Origin of the sequence: Glaesserella sp., assembly GCF_041817755.1 — a bacterium.
GTDB lineage: Bacteria > Pseudomonadota > Gammaproteobacteria > Enterobacterales > Pasteurellaceae > Glaesserella.
On sequence record NZ_JBGYBX010000057.1, the window covers coordinates 1 to 16311 of the forward strand.

Genomic DNA, 16311 nt, shown 5'->3' on the forward strand with positions numbered 1-16311 from the left:
CATATTCAAAGTTGTAAGTAGATTGTTCCACTTCGTTTTGGTGGTACACATCGCCGTAGGTGGTTTTGCCAAGTGGGCCGTCCGACCAAACAAGATCGTACACGCTGTCCACGCCTTGAATGTACATCGCTAAACGCTCTAAGCCGTAAGTGATTTCGCCTGTCACTGGTTTACACTCTAAACCGCCCACTTGTTGGAAGTAGGTGAATTGGGTCACTTCCATACCGTTTAGCCACACTTCCCAACCTAAGCCCCACGCCCCTAGCGTTGGGTTTTCCCAGTTGTCTTCCACAAAGCGAATGTCGTTTTGCGTTGGGTCGAAACCTAACATTTTCAGGCTGTCTAAATAGAGTTCTTGAATGTTATCCGGTGACGGTTTGATCACCACTTGGAATTGATAGTAGTGTTGTAAACGGTTCGGGTTTTCGCCGTAGCGACCGTCAGTCGGGCGGCGTGAAGGCTGAACGTAAGCAAACGCCATCGGCTCAGGACCTAACGCACGTAAACAGGTCATCGGGTGAGAGGTCCCTGCACCGACTTCCATATCGAATGGTTGGACCACGGTGCAACCTTGGGTTGCCCAATAATCTTGCAGGGCTAAAATCATACCTTGGAAAGTTTTCACGTTAAATTTCGCTGTCATTGTCTTTTTCCTAAAAATTCATTCAAAAATGCGGGCTATTATAGCCGACAAGCGGTCAGATTTTTGGAATTTTTTGCGAAATCTCACAAATTCCCTCTAAAATCCGTGAATTATCTTGATTTGCTCGGTAGAATAGCACCTCAACACCCAAACCTAGGAGTGATTTATGAATATCCCGTTCTGCTTACCTGAAAACATTACCCCTGAAGAGTTTTTGCAAAATTATTGGCAAAAACGACCGCTTTTAATCCGTAACGGCTTACCGCAAATCGTGGGGTTGTTTGAGCCTGAGGATATTATTGAATTCGCTCAGGAGCCATATGTCACCTCGCGTTTAATCGAGTGTCATCAAACGGAGGAGGGCGAACAATGGTCGCTTAAATGTAGTCCGTTGGATCCTGAGGATTTTAAAAATTTACCGAAGCAGTGGTCGGTACTGATACAAAATTTAGAACAATGGGCAACGGAGCTCGGTTCGTTATGGCAAGCTTTCGGTTATATCCCGCAATGGCAACGCGACGACATTATGGTTTCTTATGCGCCGGAGGGCGGTTCCGTCGGTAAACATTATGATGAATACGATGTATTTTTAGTGCAGGGTTACGGACATCGCCGTTGGCAGTTAGGCAAATGGTGTGATCCTAATACGGAGTTCAAACCGAACCAACCGATTCGTGTTTTTGATGATATGGGCGATATCATTTTTGATGAAGTATTGGCACCGGGCGATGTGCTTTATGTGCCGTCGCGTCTTTCGCATTATGGTGTCGCACAAGACGATTGTTTAACCTTTTCATTCGGTTTGCGTTATCCGAATGCAACGGATTTGCTCGCCAACCTATGCCAGACGATCGAATATCAACTTGAAGGCATGCCGTCGTCACAATTTACCGTACCGTTCCGTTTATCGCCTTCGGTGCAACCGAATGCATTATTGGATCCGAAAATGGTGGAAACGCTCAAACGACAGTTATTGGATTTATTGCAACATTCGACCCAATTGGATGAGTTATTTTTGCACAGTGTTGCAACGGCGGTGAGTTCTCGCCGTTATGAACAGCTTTCGCACAATAATGAATTTTATCCTGATGAAGTGCAGGAGATCTTGGAAGCCGGCGGCTGGGTTGAACAAGACGCTAATGTGAAAATTCTCTACACTGAAAATCCGTTACGGGTCTATGTCAACGGTGAATGGATTGACGAGCTTTCGGAATCGGAGGCGCGTTTATTGATCCGTATTGCAAACGGTGATTCCATTTCTTGGAATAAACTGGCCTCTAAGGTTGAAAATCAAGACGAGCTTGAATTACAGCTCGACAGCCTTTGTGATTGGCTGGATAACGGCTGGTTGGTACTGGAAGAAGGCGAATAATCTAAACGTATCGTTTGGCAGTATATCGTTATATTGATACCTGTATCCGAATTGCTCGGATACAGGTATTTTTTTATCTAAAAAAGACAAACAATATAGTATTTGAAAATAAATTGCTAAAAATTAATGTGTTTAGCGTATTGTATATATTGGTTAAGCAATAATTTTACGTTTTTACCGGAGTGTTTTTTTATTTTCTTACTCCATTTTCAATATCATTATTTATATTCTTTTTGTAAATTAATGTATTTGTGAGGTGATCTTATTATTTTTTAATGATGTGCTTTATTTTAAATGGGGTTGTTTAACTTTTTGAGGTAGCTAAAATTTTAGCTAATTCATTGTTTTTAATGAATAAATGTCTGATTATCAATTTGTGTAATTTTATTTTTAAAGTTAAAAGTTAAATAAATCACTCACTTTTCAGTTTTATAAAATTTGTAGAATGAGTACGATCAATAGGCATTTATATTATAAAAATAAATTCAGGTGCCGAATATGTATAAAAATATGTTGAGGTTGTTGCCGTTTGTTGTTTTTATTCCAATTGCAAATGCGAATTTGCAAAGGGAATTAATGGGGGTTGATGCACAGCAACAGCAACGACAATTAAAGCAATCCGAAACACAATTAGAGCGTTTGAAGCCTCAGGCGGACGTGCGTTTGGATATTAGCGATACGGATGACGTAGCGGGCTTTCCGTTAAAGGAGTCGAATTGTTTTTCGGTTAATCGTATTAATTTTGTCGATTATCAAGAAGGTAGCCCCTCTTCAGCCAGCCAATTTGATTGGGCTTATCAAAAGGTGATCCGAGATTTGAATCTTGAACTACCGCACTGTTTTGGAGGAAATGGTATCAGTGCGTTAGCCAAGCGCATTCAACATGAGATCATTAAACAAGGCTACATCACGACGCAAGTCGTGATTCCGGAACAGGATTTAACGAATGGTCTGCTGACTTTGATGGCGGTTCCCGGGCGTTTACGCCATACGTTGATTGAAGATAACAGTAATGTCCCGCGTTTTACCCGTTTTCAGGTATGGAACGGAATGACATTACAAAAAGGAGATATCTTACAGTTGCGCGATTTGGAGCAATCTTTGGAGAACTTCAAACGTGTGCCGACGGTTGAGGCGAACATCGAAATCATTCCGAGTGAAGGTGATGATGTCAAAATCGGTGAAAGCGACGTCAAAGTCAGCTACCAACAACATTTTCCGTTTCGTTTCGTGTTAGGTTTGGATGATGCCGGCTCAAAGTCAACGGGAAAATGGCAAGGTTCGGCGACACTTTTGGTTGATAACCTATTGTCTATAAACGATTTATTCTACGCTTATTTCTTGCATAGCATTAAACGTCACAGTGATGATCCGGGGAAACGGGGTAATCGTAATTTGATTTTGTATTATTCCGTTCCCTTTAGGGAATGGAATCTGACGTTTTCCCAAAATGACAATCGCTATAAACAGGAAATTTTTAACCTGGATAACAGCTATCTTTATTCGGGGAAAAGCAACACAAGCAGACTGACGCTTTCGCGCGTGATTTATCGTGATGCACAACGTAAAACATCGGCATCTTTCGGGATATGGAATCGAAGATCTTATAACTATATCGATAATACCGAAATTGAAGTACAGCGACGCAACATGTCAGGGTGGGAAGTCGGGCTTTCTCATCGCGAATACTGGGGGGACGGTACGATTGATGCAGAGGCGACTTTCAAGCGCGGTACGGGAGCGAACAGTTCATTGAGGGCACCGGAAGAGCACTATGGCGAAGGAACTTCCCGCCCGAAGATTTTAAGCGTGTCCTTGTCTTATACGAAACCGTTCAAATGGGTTGAACAGGATTTCCGCCTGAACAGCAGTTGGAATCAGCAATGGAGTTTTACGCCATTGATTGCCCAAGATCAGTTCGGCATTGGCGGGCGTTATACCGTACGCGGGTTTAACGGTGAAGTCAGTCTGTTGGGGAACCGTGGGTGGTTGTGGCGTAATGATGTGAATTGGTTTATCAATCACAGCGATCATGCCTTTTATGTCGCGATGGATGCCGGTGATGTGCGGGGAACGGATAATCGAAAATCTCAAGTCGGTCACCATCTGATTGGTGGAGTTGCCGGGTTCAAAGGGCATTGGAAAGGACTTAGTTATGATTATTTTATCGGTGCGCCGATTCGTAAACCTCAAAGTTTCCCGACGTCAAAAGTGGTGACGGGATTTAACCTGAACTATGCATTTTAAGAAATAAACAAACTTCATTATCACCATCTTATATTTACGTCATGATAAAGCATGGTGAATGGCGGTAAGAACCGAAAAAATTTGTTAATTTTTTCAACGGAACCGACCGCTTGTAATTCGCACAGGCGAGGAGGCTTGGGCACTCGGGATGATCTTCATGGAGAAGGTTCGGAAATAACGGGTAGTTATTATTTTCGATAAATTGGTTTGTTTGCAAAAGCAGGACATCCAGCCGGATTCCGGTGAGACATCCCTCTGATGGAAAAGCAAAAATTCCTTTAACGGAATGAATAAAATAAAAGTGTGGTAGTGAAGCGGACATATTCCATTGAACTACCTTTGTATGACGAAATTAATATAGAGGCTCGACCTATGAATAAAAAATGTTTCCGTGTGATTTTCAGTAAAACTCAGCAGTGTTTAGTGGCTGTCTCTGAGATTTCTAAATCGGATTGCAAATCTTCTTCGAATACGCCCGAAGGTGCCGGTACATGCACATCGGTAATGAATACGCTCAAACCGGTTGCGTTCGGTTTGTTCTGTGCATTAGGTTTTGTATCATTGTCTTCCGTTGCATCCGCCAATGCATTGACTATTCAAGCGGACAGAACGGCTCCTAAACACCAACAGGCTACTGTTTCGACGGTAGGTCAAAGTGTTCAGTTGGTGAATATTCAAGCGCCGAACAGCCGTGGTTTGTCACACAATAAATACCACCAATTTAACGTTGATACCCAAGGGGCAATCTTAAATAACAGCCGCCACGGGGCGAATACGCAATTAGCCGGCAACGTTGCCGCTAACCCGCACTTGGCTAGAGGTGAAGCCAGAGTGATCTTAAACGAAGTGACCTCTAACAACCCGAGTACGTTGAAGGGTTACGTTGAAGTGGCGGGTAAAAAAGCCGAGGTCATTATTGCTAACCCGAACGGACTGCACTGTGATGGTTGTGGGGTAATCAATGCCAGTCGTGCAACATTCACCACAGGTAAACCAAAAATGATAAACGGTCATTTGGATTCGTTCGTTGTTGAGAAAGGAAAAATCACCGTATCCGGTAAAGGAATGGACAACCGCCAAACCGATTACACGGAGATCATCGCCCGCAGTAATGAAATTAATGCGGAAATCTGGTCTAAAAAAGAAATTTTAGTCATGGGCGGTAAAGTTGGCGGCTCGTCATCAAGCCAACAAGATGTTCAAATCGTTCACAGTAAAAACAAAAAAACAACGCAAACTCATGAAGCCAAACCACAATTTGCGGTGGATGTCGGACAATTGGGCGGTATGTATGCGGAGAAAATTCATTTAATCGGCACCGAAGCCGGTTTGGGGGTACGTAATGCCGGTCAGTTAGGCGCAAGTTCGAATAACGTTCAGATCAATGCGAAGGGTAAAATCATCAATAAAGGTGAGATTGTCGCTCAGCAAGACGTCCGCCTTCAAGGGCAATTGGATAATACGTTAGGTAAAATCGAATCCAAAGCGTCAACCGTATATATCAACAGTAAAGAACAAGTGAATAACACCAAAGGGCTGATCCGTGCGGATAAAGGCGTGGTGGTGAATGCTAACGGCGTCATGAACCGACAAGGCTTGATCAAAGGCGAAACGGTGAAGGTCAACAGTTACGGCGCTGTCGTCAATAATACCCAAGGTGCGATCGAAGCAAACAAAGGTATTTATATTGACGGTCGTTTGAACAATTTTGAAGGTAAAGTGGCGTCGGAAACAGCCTCCGCCGTGATTGACAGCGATACCCAAGTCAATAATACGAAAGGGGTAATTAAAGGCAGTACCGTGACCGTGAGCGCAAAAGGTATCACGAATAATCAAGGGTTGATCAAAGGCGATGTGGTAGCGTTAGACAGTAAAGGCAGTACAACCAATAATATCCAAGGTACGATTGATAGCCAAGTGACGTTGGTAAAAACAAAAGGTTTATTGAATAACCAAGGCTTAATTACCGGCAAAGCTGTTGTTATCGAGAGTAAAGGGGCGGTTGTCGATAATCACCGTGGCACCATTTCAGGCAACGAAGGCGTTTATATCAACGGTCGTTTAAATAACCTGGAAGGTAAAATCGTGTCTCAACAATCCGGTGTGATTATTCAAAGTGATGCTCAATTAGACAATACCAAAGGCGTGATTAGTGCCGCAAAAACAGCGCTTGTGGTTGCTCAAGGTTTAACGAACACCCAAGGCTTGATCAACGCGGACAGCGTAGAGGTCAACGGTAAACTGCACGGTGCCTTGACGACGAAAACCGTGGTGGTGGACACTAAAGCACTCGGCGTCGTTGTTGCCAAACATGTCACGGTAAACGATGTCAAGCAATATGAAATCGATAACACGCAAGGTGCTATCGTGGCTACGAAGAATATTTACCTTAACGGCAAGCTAAGCAATTTTGAAGGTAAAATCGCCTCTGAATTCGGGAATGTAAATGTGTATAGCCGTAATGAAACGGATAACACGAAAGGTACCGTCCGCGCGGCCGGAAACGTCACCATCCAGTCACAAGGCTTAACCAATTATCAAGGGTTGGTTGACGGTAAAAACGTCGTGGTAAACAGTAACGGTTATTCGGTGGACAATATGCTGGGTACTGTACGTGCGGTACAAAACGTGTGTATGATTGCTCAAGATGTGGCTAACTATCAAGGCTTAATCAGTGGTAAAAACGTAGCGGTAAACGCCAAAAACGGCGGTATTGATAACACTCTCGGTACTATCGAAGTCGAAAAAACGGTCAGTTTGGTCGGCAATCTAAACAATGCGGATGGTCGAGTGATGTATAAATCGACGACCAAATAAAAGCCATTCGTGGTATAAATTCATGAAAAGCGCAACGGTGTCAACGCCGTTGCGCTTTTTTATGAGATTACAAGCGGTTTATTTGGTTAATAATTTTGTAAAATTCCGGACAAAACCAACCGCTTGTTTTTAGCAGTTAATCAGCATCATTTTTCCCGATCATCGACACCGATCAACAAATAATTGCCGTCAATATCGGCGAGGCTTCTAAAGCCGATATTATAAATATCGCATGCTTTATTGCGATTAATCGGGCGATAGTCGAAGTTATCATGATGATGTCCGTGAAATATCTTCTTCGCCCCCAGTTTACGGGCTAATTGGTTAATGACGGCAAAGCCCTGCGGATGCGGACGGGGAGCTTCGTGAGTAATCAAAATATCAGCTTTTTGTCCTTCCAACGCCTCTACATCCGACGGAAAAATCGAGGTTCGATGGCGTAGCGGTACGCCACCGCGCCAAATACGTTCTTGTGGTGCATATTGACAATAGTGAATCGGGTCAAAGAACATCGGACGGTGCGGCGGCATCCAAATATGCCCGCGAAACACGCCGCCAAGCCCGGCAATCTTCACGCCTTGAATATTGACGACTCTGCTGTGAAGATTACGCGCTTTCCACTCCGTTCCCCAAATGGCATCAAAAGCCGCGACGGTTTTACTGTCATGGTTACCGTGAATAAACCAGATATCGCAATATTGTGCAAGGCGGTCAAGCTCCACCGCCGTCGTCAACTGTAAATCCCCTAAAATGATTAATGCGACATTTTCATGCGCTTTGACAAAGGGATAAAGATGGGCGTAGCTTCCGTGAGGATCGCCCGCAAAAAGTATCATTCGCTTGTCTCGTCGGTCGGGTTATAGGTTAACGGAATCGGTTCTTCATTCAATATGGCTTCAATGACTTCTTTGGTTTGATTGTAGCGATCTAAATAACTCGGTGATTCGATTTCAATGTAAGGAACATTGTATTTTTCCAGTAATTTTTTCAACAGTTGCTGGAATCGTTGTCGCTGTTTTTGTGAACCGAGGCTGCGTAAACCGTCATCGACCCATTTCGTGTTGTTTGAAAGTAAGATCGTCACATCAAACGGATATTCTTTGATCATTGAATCTAAAAACGGATGCGGTTTGCCTTCATATTGAATACAAAATGCTTGGGTTGTGATGTAATCCGTATCAATAATCGCCACTTTATGCGCGTGTCTCATCGCATAATCGACATAACGTTTATGCCCTAACGCCATCAGCGGATAATCGGAATATTGCATCGCCTGCTCGTCTCCGCCGAGCTGCTCAAAGACGTATTCCCGCCCGTACTCCCAAGCGGATGTCGTATTAAAAACGTTAGCCAATTTGCTGACCAAAACGCTTTTACCGCTGCTTTCACCGCCTAAAATGGCAATGGTTTGGACGAAAAACGGACGCACTTCCTTCGGAATAAAACGCCAGTATTGGAACGGATTATTTCGGATTTTAGTCGCCGACACGTTGAAGGAACTGCGCGTCGGATCGACCAGATGTACCTCTAAATCAAGGTATTTTTCATAAGGTTCTTTATCTTGAACTTCGCTGCTGAATACAATGCTTGGTTGAATGTTTTTTTCGGCAAACAGGCTTTTTACCCGATCCGCCCAACCTGCCCAGCCGTTCGGGTAGCTCGGGATACCGTCTTCAACCAAGTGATGGATTAAGATCTGTTTCTGTTGATATTTGAATATTTGCTGCATCCAGCGGAGGCGATCTTCGTTGGTCGGCATGTGCTTCATTTTACTGTCGTTAAACAGTTGTAAGTCACGTTCGGTATCGGTACAAACAATAACATGCAAGATATCGACTTTACTGAACGCCTCATAGATCATGTTGATATGACCGGTATGAACGGGATAAAACTTACCGAAAATCACACCGATACGCTGATTCGGCTCTTCGACAATGCCTAATACTCGATGCAGTGCTTTAAGTTTGGTCGCACTCGGGTTTTTAATTTTGCCCGTCACCAGCTGATTGAAATAGGCTCGGGTGACACCGGCTTGTTCGCATACATCATTCACTTTCAGTTTAAGCTGTTTGCGTTTTTGTTGAAGATAAGCAAAGTCTGTCATAAATTCGTCCTCACAATGATTGAGAGATAATAGGCGAATTCATGAATTTTGTCATTGCTTTCTTCGATAAAAATGTATAGTCAAGCGGTCCGTTTGAGCAGAAATTTTGCAAAATTGTGTATAAAGACTTTCTACTTTTGAGGGGAAAGGTATAATCGCCGCCTCAAATAAACAAAGGTGTTTTTTAGGAATTTATGGCGTTATTGATTACCCACAAATGTACGAATTGTGATATGTGCGAACCGGAATGTCCGAATCAGGCGATTTCCATGGGGGAGGACATTTATGTGATTGATCCGGATTTGTGTACGGAGTGCGTAGGACATTATGAAACACCGACTTGTCAAAAAGTATGCCCAATCAATAATTGCATTATTACCGATCCGGATCATATTGAAAGCAACGAACAGCTGTGGGAACGGTTTGTCTTGATTCACCATGCCGACGAGGTGTAAGACATGAAATCATAAAGGGCGTATGTGATACGCCCTTTGTCGTCTTAATCGGCGGTTGCCAACGCTTCGCGCTGTGCGGCAATTAATTGACGAATACCGTGATCGGCCAAGCCGAGTAAATTCAATAATTCGGAGTGGGTAAACGGCTCGCCTTCCGCCGTGCCTTGTACTTCAACCAACTTACCGCTGTCGACCATCACGACGTTCATATCCGTTTCTGCCGCAGAGTCTTCGACATATTCCAAATCGCATATGGCTTCACCGTCGACGATGCCGACGGAAATAGCAGCAACCAATCCTTTCAGCGGATTTTCTTTCAGTACGCCGTCAGCCAATAATTTATTGACGGCATCATGTACGGCAACGCAAGCACCGGTAATCGCCGCAGTACGTGTGCCGCCGTCGGCTTGAATCACATCACAATCCACAGTAATCGTCCGTTCGCCAAGCACTTTTAAATCAACTATCGCACGTAAAGAGCGGGCGATTAAACGCTGAATTTCCATCGTACGACCGCTTTGTTTGCCTTTTGCCGCTTCACGTTGCATACGACTGTGCGTTGAGCGGGGAAGCATACCGTATTCCGCCGTGACCCAACCTTGTTGTTGACCTTTTAAGAAACGCGGAACCGTTTCTTCCACCGTAGCGTTACATAACACTTTGGTTTCACCGAACTCGATTAACACGGAACCTTCGGCATAGCGAGTGTAATGTCGGGTGATTTTAATCGGTCGGATTTGATTGTCTAAACGGTTATTCGGGCGCATATTTCTTCCTCCTGTCTGCAAAAATTTCCCCTATTCTAGCAGAATACCAAGTACAATATGCCAAATTTTGTAACAAAGAGAAAAGAGTACAATGATTTACAGTATGACCGCTTTCGCCCACCTTGAGCTTAAAAAAGAGTGGGGTAACGCCGTATGGGAAATCCGTTCGGTGAATCAACGTTTTTTAGAAACCTATTTCCGTCTGCCTGAAGCCTTTCGCAATTTGGAAATGACCTTGCGTGAACGTCTGCGTACAGCATTAACCCGTGGTAAAGTCGAGTGTAGTTTACGCATTGAATTAAATGCTAATCAAAACAATGGGTTAACCTTAAATCAAGAGTATGCCAAACAGGTGATTAGCTCATTACAATGGCTAAAAGAAACGGCTCAAGAAGGCGAAATTAACTTAGTGGATATTCTGCGTTTCCCCGGTGTTGTCGATAACCAAAATCAAGATCTCGACCAGATCAGCCAAGATTTATTAGAAGGGTTTGAGCAGATCCTTGCAGAATTTATCGCAATGCGTGGACGTGAAGGGGCAAATTTACAAGCCTTAATTCAACAACGTTTAGATGCGATTGCCACAGAAGCAACAAAAGTACAAACTCAGATGCCTAGCGTTTTACAATGGCAAAAAGACCGCTTGCAACAGCGTTTTGATGAACTGAACTTGCAACTTGATCCGCAACGTTTAGAGCAAGAAATGGTACTACTCGCTCAAAAAGTCGATGTGGCGGAAGAGTTAGACCGCTTACAGCTACACGTCAAAGAAACCACATCTATTTTGAAAAAAGGCGGTGCGGTTGGGCGTAAATTAGACTTTATGATGCAAGAGCTAAATCGTGAAGCGAATACGCTCGCCTCAAAATCCATCAACGCCGATGTCACTAATTCTGCCGTTGAGCTGAAAGTGTTAATTGAACAGATGCGTGAGCAAATTCAAAATTTGGAGTAGTCAATGAGTCAGACATTAACCCCATTTCATACCTTTCATTTGCCCGCAAAAGCGTCGGTCATTATTGAGTTCAACAGCGTTGAACAACTATTAACCGAATGGCAAAAAGCCGATCAAGCACAGCAACCGATTTTGTTGCTAGGGCAAGGCTCTAATGTGCTGTTTTTAGACGATTTTGACGGCACAGTATTAGTCAATAAGCTCAAAGGGATTGAGCATCGTCAAGATGATCATTTTCATTATTTACAGGTCGCTGGCGGTGAAAATTGGCACGAGTTGGTGCAATGGACGTTGAGACAAGGGATTGGCGGGCTTGAAAATCTGGCGTTAATTCCTGGTGTTGCTGGTTCTGCACCGATTCAAAATATCGGGGCTTACGGGGTGGAATTTGAACGTGTTTGCGATTATGTCGATGTACTAAATCTTAAAACGGGTGAGCTGTTCCGTTTAACGAAAAACGAGTGTGAGTTTGGCTATCGTGAAAGTGTATTCAAACATCAATATCGTGAGCATTATGCGATTGTTGCTGTCGGTTTGAAGTTGGCAAAGGTGTGGCAACCTGTTTTAAATTATGGTTCTCTGGCTCAATTTGATCCAAAAACAGTGACACCACAGCAAGTGTTTGATGAAGTTTGTGCCGTACGTCGTGCGAAATTGCCGAATCCAGATGAGTTTGGTAATGCGGGCAGTTTCTTTAAAAATCCCGTAGTGGAATTTGCAAAATTTCAACAGATTCAGACCGCTTACCTGACTATCCCACACTATCCGCAAGCGGATGGTTCGGTCAAATTACCTGCGGGTTGGTTGATTGATCAAGCGAATTTAAAAGGTTTCCAAATTGGTGGAGCGGCAGTCCATACCCAACAAGCGTTGGTGTTGATTAATAAAGCGAATGCCACTGGGGCTGATGTTGTGGCACTTGCCAAAGAAGTCCGTCGTCAAGTCCGTGAAAAATTTGGCGTTGAATTACATCCTGAAGTACGTTTTATGGGACGACAGGGCGAAGTGGATAGTGAATTGGTGACAAGGTAATTGGCAATGGGACTTGATCAACATTTAATTACATCGGCATTAGCGCAAGGGCAAGCTCTTGTATTTAAAAAGATTGATTCCACCAACGAATATCTGCTGACGCACTATAAAACCTTGCCGTCAGGCTCGCTTTGTGTCGCTGAGTCCCAAACGGCAGGGCGGGGCAGACGTGGACGGCAATGGTATTCCCCAGAAAGCCAGAACGTTTATTTCTCCATGTTGTGGCATTATCCTTCATTGGAAATTCCACAGCTTTCGTCGTTAAGTTTGGTGGTATCGGTATTAATCGCCGAGACCTTCCAAGCACTGAATGTACCACATATTCAAATTAAATGGCCCAATGATATTTACTATCAAGGTAAAAAAATGGGAGGCATTTTAATTGAAAGTCGTGTCGATAAAACAGGAATTTACCTTGTGATCGGCATCGGTTTGAATTTAGGAATGAACAATGTCGATGAAAATGTGGTCACGCAGGCTTGGAGCGATCTGTCTGAACATCAGATAGATCGTTCCCAATTGGTTGCTGAACTGGCAAAACGTTTACAAAATGCCTTAGCGACTTACCCACAAACTACCTTTGAACCCTATGCGGAACGTTGGCAACAGTTTGATATTTTCCGTCATCAAGCGGTCAGATTAATCACTGAAAATGAAGAAATTCATGGGATCTCCCTTGGAATTAATGAAGAAGGGGAATTGATTTTGCAACAAGGGGAAATTATCCGCCGTTTTGCGATGGGTGAAATTTCGTTGAGGGCGGAATAACAAGCGGTCTGATTCGCCGATTTTTTTGCAAATGATTGGATGGCGAACGTAAAAAAAGCTAAGTTCCGAGGAGCTTAGCTTTTTTGATTCGACTATTCGATTAGGCGAACGGATTACTCAAAGTACGCTTGTAAATCGTCGCTGCCACCGATGTGTTTACCGCCGATGAATACTTGCGGAACCGTCATACGACCGGTAATTGCACGTAGTGAGGTGGTGCTTGCATCACGACCTAAAACGATTTCTTCATATTGGAAGCCTTTCACTTCTAATAATGCTTTCGCTTTTGCACAGAACGGGCAGCCCGGTTTGGTGATAATAGACACGGACGGTTTTGCGGTCCAGTTCGGGTTTAAGTATTTGATCATGGTATCGGCATCAGAGACTTTGAACGGGTCACCCGGTTCTTCCGGCTCGATGAACATTTTTTCAACTACGCCGTTTTTCACGTACATAGAATAACGCCATGAGCGTTTGCCAAAACCTAAATCTTCTTTACCGACAAGCATACCCATACCTTCGGTAAATTCGCCGTTACCGTCCGGAATTACGGTGACGTTGTCGGATTCTTGATCCGCTTTCCATGCATTCATCACGAATGTGTCGTTGACCGACATACAAACGATTTCATCTACGCCTAATGCGTAGAATTCTTTTGCCAATTCGTTGTAACGCGGTAAGTGGGTAGAAGAACACGTCGGTGTAAAGGCTCCCGGTAAAGAGAACACGATTACGTTTTTATTGTTGAATAGTTCGTCCGTCGTTACATCGACCCATGCGTCACCTTGACGGGTTTTGAAGGTTACGTTTGGTACTTTTTGTCCGGTCATATCTTTTAAAGCCATTTCTTTTCTCCTATGGGTGTTTTAAAAATTCGTACATTTTACACCTAAATGTGACATAATTCCGCCTATTAAATTAATAGAGGGGGAAACTCATGAATATTCGGGATCTCGAATACCTCATCGCACTCGCCGATTTTAAGCATTTCCGTAAAGCGGCGGAGGCCTGTAATGTCAGTCAGCCGACGTTGAGCGGTCAGATTCGAAAATTGGAAGATGAATTAGGTACCGTATTATTGGAACGTACCAGTCGTAAAGTGTTGTTTACACAATCCGGGCTGACTTTAGTCGATCAAGCCAAAGCCGTCCTGCGAGAAGTGAAAATTCTGAAGGAAATGGCGAGCAACCAAGGCAAAGAAATGTCCGGTCCGCTCCATCTCGGCGTGATTCCGACTTTAGGACCTTACATTGCGCCAATCATTCTGCCTCAACTCAAACAACTTTTCCCTGCATTGGAAGTGTATGTTTACGAACTACAAACCTCCGTTTTGGTAGAACAGTTAGAAACCGGCCAATTAGATTGCGGTTTGTTGGCGTTCACAAAAGAAAGCGAACCGTTTATCGAAGTACCGATTTTTCATGAAAAAATGCTGCTGGCGGTATCGGATGAGCATGAATGGGCGAATGCAAAAAGTTTATTGTTGTCCGATCTGCGAGATAAAGAAATGTTAATGTTGGATGACGGGCATTGCTTGCGCATGCAAACGATGGATTATTGTTTATCGGTTGGTGCGAAAGAAAATACGCATTTCAAAGCAAGCAGTATCGAAATGTTACGTAACATGGTGGCGGCAAATGTCGGGATTGCATTTATTCCGGAATTGGCGACGAAAATTGCGTATACGAAACATATTCAATATTTGCATTTTGATGAACCGGAGCCCTATCGCCAGATCGGCTTAATTTATCGCCCGGGTTCGCCGTTGCGTATTCGTTATGAACGTTTAGCTAAAGAAATCAAACAAATTATGGAAGGTCTATAATGAGCGTGATCGGTGTTCGCGCCGTTCAAAAAGAAAAAACCCGTCGGGCTTTGGTTGACGCGGCATTTAATCAATTAAGCGCCGAAAAAAGTTTTTCCAATTTGAGTTTAAGGGAGGTCGCCCGAGAGGCCGGGATTGCGCCGACATCCTTTTATCGTCACTTTAAAGATATGGATGAGCTCGGCTTGGCAATGGTCGACGAATCCGGATTAATTCTGCGCCAACTCATGCGACAAGCCCGTAAACGCTTGGAAAAAGGTGGTAGCGTGGTAGTGATTTCGGTGGCGACTTTTTTTGAATTTATCGATGAACGTCCGAACATGTTCCGACTCTTGTTGCGGGAAAGTTCAGGCACGTCACAAGCCTTTCGTACGGCGGCATCCCGTGAAATTCAACATTTCGTGGCGGAACTGGCGGAATATATTCAAATGAAAGATCCTCGGATCAATCGTGAACTGGCGTATATTCAATCCGAAGGATTAGTCACCTTGGTTTTTACCGCCGGTTCTCATGCGTTAGATATGAACGCCCAAGAACGAGAAAAATTAAAAGAACGCGTCGTCATGCAATTGCGCATGCTGACCCGCGGTGCGACCAGTTATGCCGCCAGTCATAGTAAGGAAAATGAATGAAAAAGCCCCCGCTAATCATGCGTTTTATCAAAAATATTGCGCTGTTCGGCAGCCTCTTTATCATTCTCAGTATTGTGGTGGACTGGTTTCGTAAACCGACGCCCCCGTTACAATTTGCGGAACAGGTTTTCTACGATATACGGCAGCAACCGAAGGTGATTGCGCAGCTGAGTCATGAGAGACCGATGTTATTATATTTTTGGGGAACATGGTGCAGCTTTTGTCGCTTCACTTCACCGTCGATTCAGCAATTTTCGGATCAAGGCATACCGGTATTGTCCGTGGCGTTAAAATCCGGTTCCGTAAAAGAGGTGGCGGATTATTTAAACCAAAACGGTTATAGCTTTTCCGTGATCAATGATCCCGAGGGGGATTTAGCTAAAGCTTGGGATATCCAAGCGACACCGACGATTCTTTTCATCAAAAACGGAAAAGTCATCAATCACACGACCGGCTTAACCAGTTCTATGGGATTAAAAGTCAGAATGGCGTTAGCCGACGTCGCCCGATAATTTGTAAAAAACAACACAAAACCGACCGCTTGTAATAGAAAATGATCTGCACCCCAAAACTTGGACACCTAATTTGAGGTGCAGATTATGTCCCATCCTTATCAATTTCGTTTAGACATTATCAAATTGGTCATCGAGCAGGATGTTGGTATCCGCGAGGTGGCAAAACTTCATCACATTCC

At 43.9% G+C, this 16311-nt stretch carries 15 protein-coding genes; 10 read left to right on the forward strand and 5 right to left on the reverse strand.

Going from position 1 to position 16311, the window contains the following annotated elements:
* A partial coding sequence (glyQ, locus tag ACEYKX_RS08840; RefSeq protein ID WP_373780706.1) for a glycine--tRNA ligase subunit alpha occupies window positions 1–643 on the reverse strand: 643 nt, incomplete at its 3' end.
* 166 nt (window positions 644–809) lie between these two features.
* On the opposite strand from glyQ, the gene ACEYKX_RS08845 reads away from it, so the two are divergent.
* The 3 genes from ACEYKX_RS08845 to ACEYKX_RS08855 all read left to right on the forward strand — a co-directional run bounded on the left by ACEYKX_RS08845 (window position 810) and on the right by ACEYKX_RS08855 (window position 7079).
* Window positions 810–2015 (forward strand): JmjC domain-containing protein, encoded by a 1206-nt coding sequence (locus ACEYKX_RS08845; RefSeq protein ID WP_373766647.1) that lies wholly within the window; start codon window positions 810–812, stop codon window positions 2013–2015.
* Window positions 2016–2513: 498 nt separating this feature from the next.
* Complete coding sequence (locus tag ACEYKX_RS08850) at window positions 2514–4262, forward strand: ShlB/FhaC/HecB family hemolysin secretion/activation protein (RefSeq protein WP_373766648.1); 1749 nt, start codon at window positions 2514–2516, stop codon at window positions 4260–4262.
* 372 nt (window positions 4263–4634) lie between these two features.
* Entirely contained in the window at window positions 4635–7079 is a 2445-nt protein-coding gene (locus ACEYKX_RS08855; RefSeq protein ID WP_373766649.1) for a filamentous hemagglutinin N-terminal domain-containing protein, read from the forward strand.
* A gap of 146 nt (window positions 7080–7225) precedes the next feature.
* Here the strand turns inward: ACEYKX_RS08855 and ACEYKX_RS08860 are convergent, their stop codons facing one another.
* Both ACEYKX_RS08860 and nadR read right to left on the reverse strand, forming a co-directional pair.
* Window positions 7226–7915 (reverse strand): metallophosphoesterase, encoded by a 690-nt coding sequence (locus ACEYKX_RS08860; RefSeq protein ID WP_373766650.1) that lies wholly within the window; start codon window positions 7913–7915, stop codon window positions 7226–7228.
* Entirely contained in the window at window positions 7912–9183 is a 1272-nt protein-coding gene (nadR, locus tag ACEYKX_RS08865) for a multifunctional transcriptional regulator/nicotinamide-nucleotide adenylyltransferase/ribosylnicotinamide kinase NadR (protein WP_373766651.1), read from the reverse strand. Before nadR ends, ACEYKX_RS08860 begins: the two co-directional genes overlap by 4 nt.
* Before the next feature lie 194 nt (window positions 9184–9377).
* Here nadR and ACEYKX_RS08870 point away from each other — a divergent pair, with 194 nt between their 5' ends.
* The gene (locus tag ACEYKX_RS08870) at window positions 9378–9638 is read left to right on the forward strand and encodes a YfhL family 4Fe-4S dicluster ferredoxin (RefSeq protein ID WP_373766652.1); all 261 of its coding nucleotides are present in this window, start codon (window positions 9378–9380) and stop codon (window positions 9636–9638) included.
* A 44-nt stretch (window positions 9639–9682) separates the two neighbouring features.
* On the opposite strand, the gene rph is transcribed toward ACEYKX_RS08870, so the two are convergent.
* Window positions 9683–10405, reverse strand: coding sequence for a ribonuclease PH (gene rph / locus ACEYKX_RS08875; RefSeq protein WP_373766653.1), 723 nt, complete (start codon window positions 10403–10405; stop codon window positions 9683–9685).
* Window positions 10406–10496: 91 nt separating this feature from the next.
* Between rph and ACEYKX_RS08880 the strand changes: the two genes are divergently transcribed.
* From ACEYKX_RS08880 to ACEYKX_RS08890, 3 genes are read left to right on the forward strand one after another with little or no spacing between them, the layout of a single operon-like run.
* The gene (locus ACEYKX_RS08880; RefSeq protein ID WP_373766654.1) at window positions 10497–11360 is read left to right on the forward strand and encodes a YicC/YloC family endoribonuclease; all 864 of its coding nucleotides are present in this window, start codon (window positions 10497–10499) and stop codon (window positions 11358–11360) included.
* A gap of 3 nt (window positions 11361–11363) precedes the next feature.
* Entirely contained in the window at window positions 11364–12392 is a 1029-nt protein-coding gene (murB, locus tag ACEYKX_RS08885; protein WP_373766655.1) for a UDP-N-acetylmuramate dehydrogenase, read from the forward strand.
* Window positions 12393–12398: 6 nt separating this feature from the next.
* On the forward strand, window positions 12399–13160 hold the full coding sequence (locus tag ACEYKX_RS08890) for a biotin--[acetyl-CoA-carboxylase] ligase (protein WP_373766656.1): 762 nt from the start codon (window positions 12399–12401) through the stop codon (window positions 13158–13160).
* A gap of 113 nt (window positions 13161–13273) precedes the next feature.
* On the opposite strand, the gene ACEYKX_RS08895 is transcribed toward ACEYKX_RS08890, so the two are convergent.
* Window positions 13274–14005, reverse strand: coding sequence for a glutathione peroxidase (locus tag ACEYKX_RS08895; protein ID WP_373766657.1), 732 nt, complete (start codon window positions 14003–14005; stop codon window positions 13274–13276).
* Window positions 14006–14097: 92 nt separating this feature from the next.
* Between ACEYKX_RS08895 and oxyR the strand changes: the two genes are divergently transcribed.
* Genes oxyR through ACEYKX_RS08910 form a run of 3 tightly spaced genes read left to right on the forward strand, consistent with a single transcriptional unit; the run spans window position 14098 to window position 16129 of the window.
* Window positions 14098–14985 (forward strand): DNA-binding transcriptional regulator OxyR, encoded by an 888-nt coding sequence (gene oxyR, locus ACEYKX_RS08900; protein WP_373766658.1) that lies wholly within the window; start codon window positions 14098–14100, stop codon window positions 14983–14985.
* Window positions 14985–15617, forward strand: coding sequence for an HTH-type transcriptional repressor FabR (fabR, locus tag ACEYKX_RS08905; protein WP_373766659.1), 633 nt, complete (start codon window positions 14985–14987; stop codon window positions 15615–15617). The genes oxyR and fabR overlap by 1 nt, the downstream gene beginning before the upstream one ends.
* On the forward strand, window positions 15614–16129 hold the full coding sequence (locus ACEYKX_RS08910) for a protein disulfide oxidoreductase (protein WP_373766660.1): 516 nt from the start codon (window positions 15614–15616) through the stop codon (window positions 16127–16129). The genes fabR and ACEYKX_RS08910 overlap by 4 nt, the downstream gene beginning before the upstream one ends.
* Window positions 16130–16311 lie beyond the last annotated feature (182 nt).

Coding starts and splice junctions, on each gene's coding strand:
- ACEYKX_RS08845 (WP_373766647.1), top strand. CDS start 810: ATGAATATCCCGTTCTGCTTACCTGAAAACATTACCCCTGAAGAGTTT.
- ACEYKX_RS08850 (WP_373766648.1), top strand. CDS start 2,514: ATGTATAAAAATATGTTGAGGTTGTTGCCGTTTGTTGTTTTTATTCCA.
- ACEYKX_RS08855 (WP_373766649.1), top strand. CDS start 4,635: ATGAATAAAAAATGTTTCCGTGTGATTTTCAGTAAAACTCAGCAGTGT.
- ACEYKX_RS08860 (WP_373766650.1), bottom strand. CDS start 7,915: ATGATACTTTTTGCGGGCGATCCTCACGGAAGCTACGCCCATCTTTAT.
- nadR (WP_373766651.1), bottom strand. CDS start 9,183: ATGACAGACTTTGCTTATCTTCAACAAAAACGCAAACAGCTTAAACTG.
- ACEYKX_RS08870 (WP_373766652.1), top strand. CDS start 9,378: ATGGCGTTATTGATTACCCACAAATGTACGAATTGTGATATGTGCGAA.
- rph (WP_373766653.1), bottom strand. CDS start 10,405: ATGCGCCCGAATAACCGTTTAGACAATCAAATCCGACCGATTAAAATC.
- ACEYKX_RS08880 (WP_373766654.1), top strand. CDS start 10,497: ATGATTTACAGTATGACCGCTTTCGCCCACCTTGAGCTTAAAAAAGAG.
- murB (WP_373766655.1), top strand. CDS start 11,364: ATGAGTCAGACATTAACCCCATTTCATACCTTTCATTTGCCCGCAAAA.
- ACEYKX_RS08890 (WP_373766656.1), top strand. CDS start 12,399: ATGGGACTTGATCAACATTTAATTACATCGGCATTAGCGCAAGGGCAA.
- ACEYKX_RS08895 (WP_373766657.1), bottom strand. CDS start 14,005: ATGGCTTTAAAAGATATGACCGGACAAAAAGTACCAAACGTAACCTTC.
- oxyR (WP_373766658.1), top strand. CDS start 14,098: ATGAATATTCGGGATCTCGAATACCTCATCGCACTCGCCGATTTTAAG.
- fabR (WP_373766659.1), top strand. CDS start 14,985: ATGAGCGTGATCGGTGTTCGCGCCGTTCAAAAAGAAAAAACCCGTCGG.
- ACEYKX_RS08910 (WP_373766660.1), top strand. CDS start 15,614: ATGAAAAAGCCCCCGCTAATCATGCGTTTTATCAAAAATATTGCGCTG.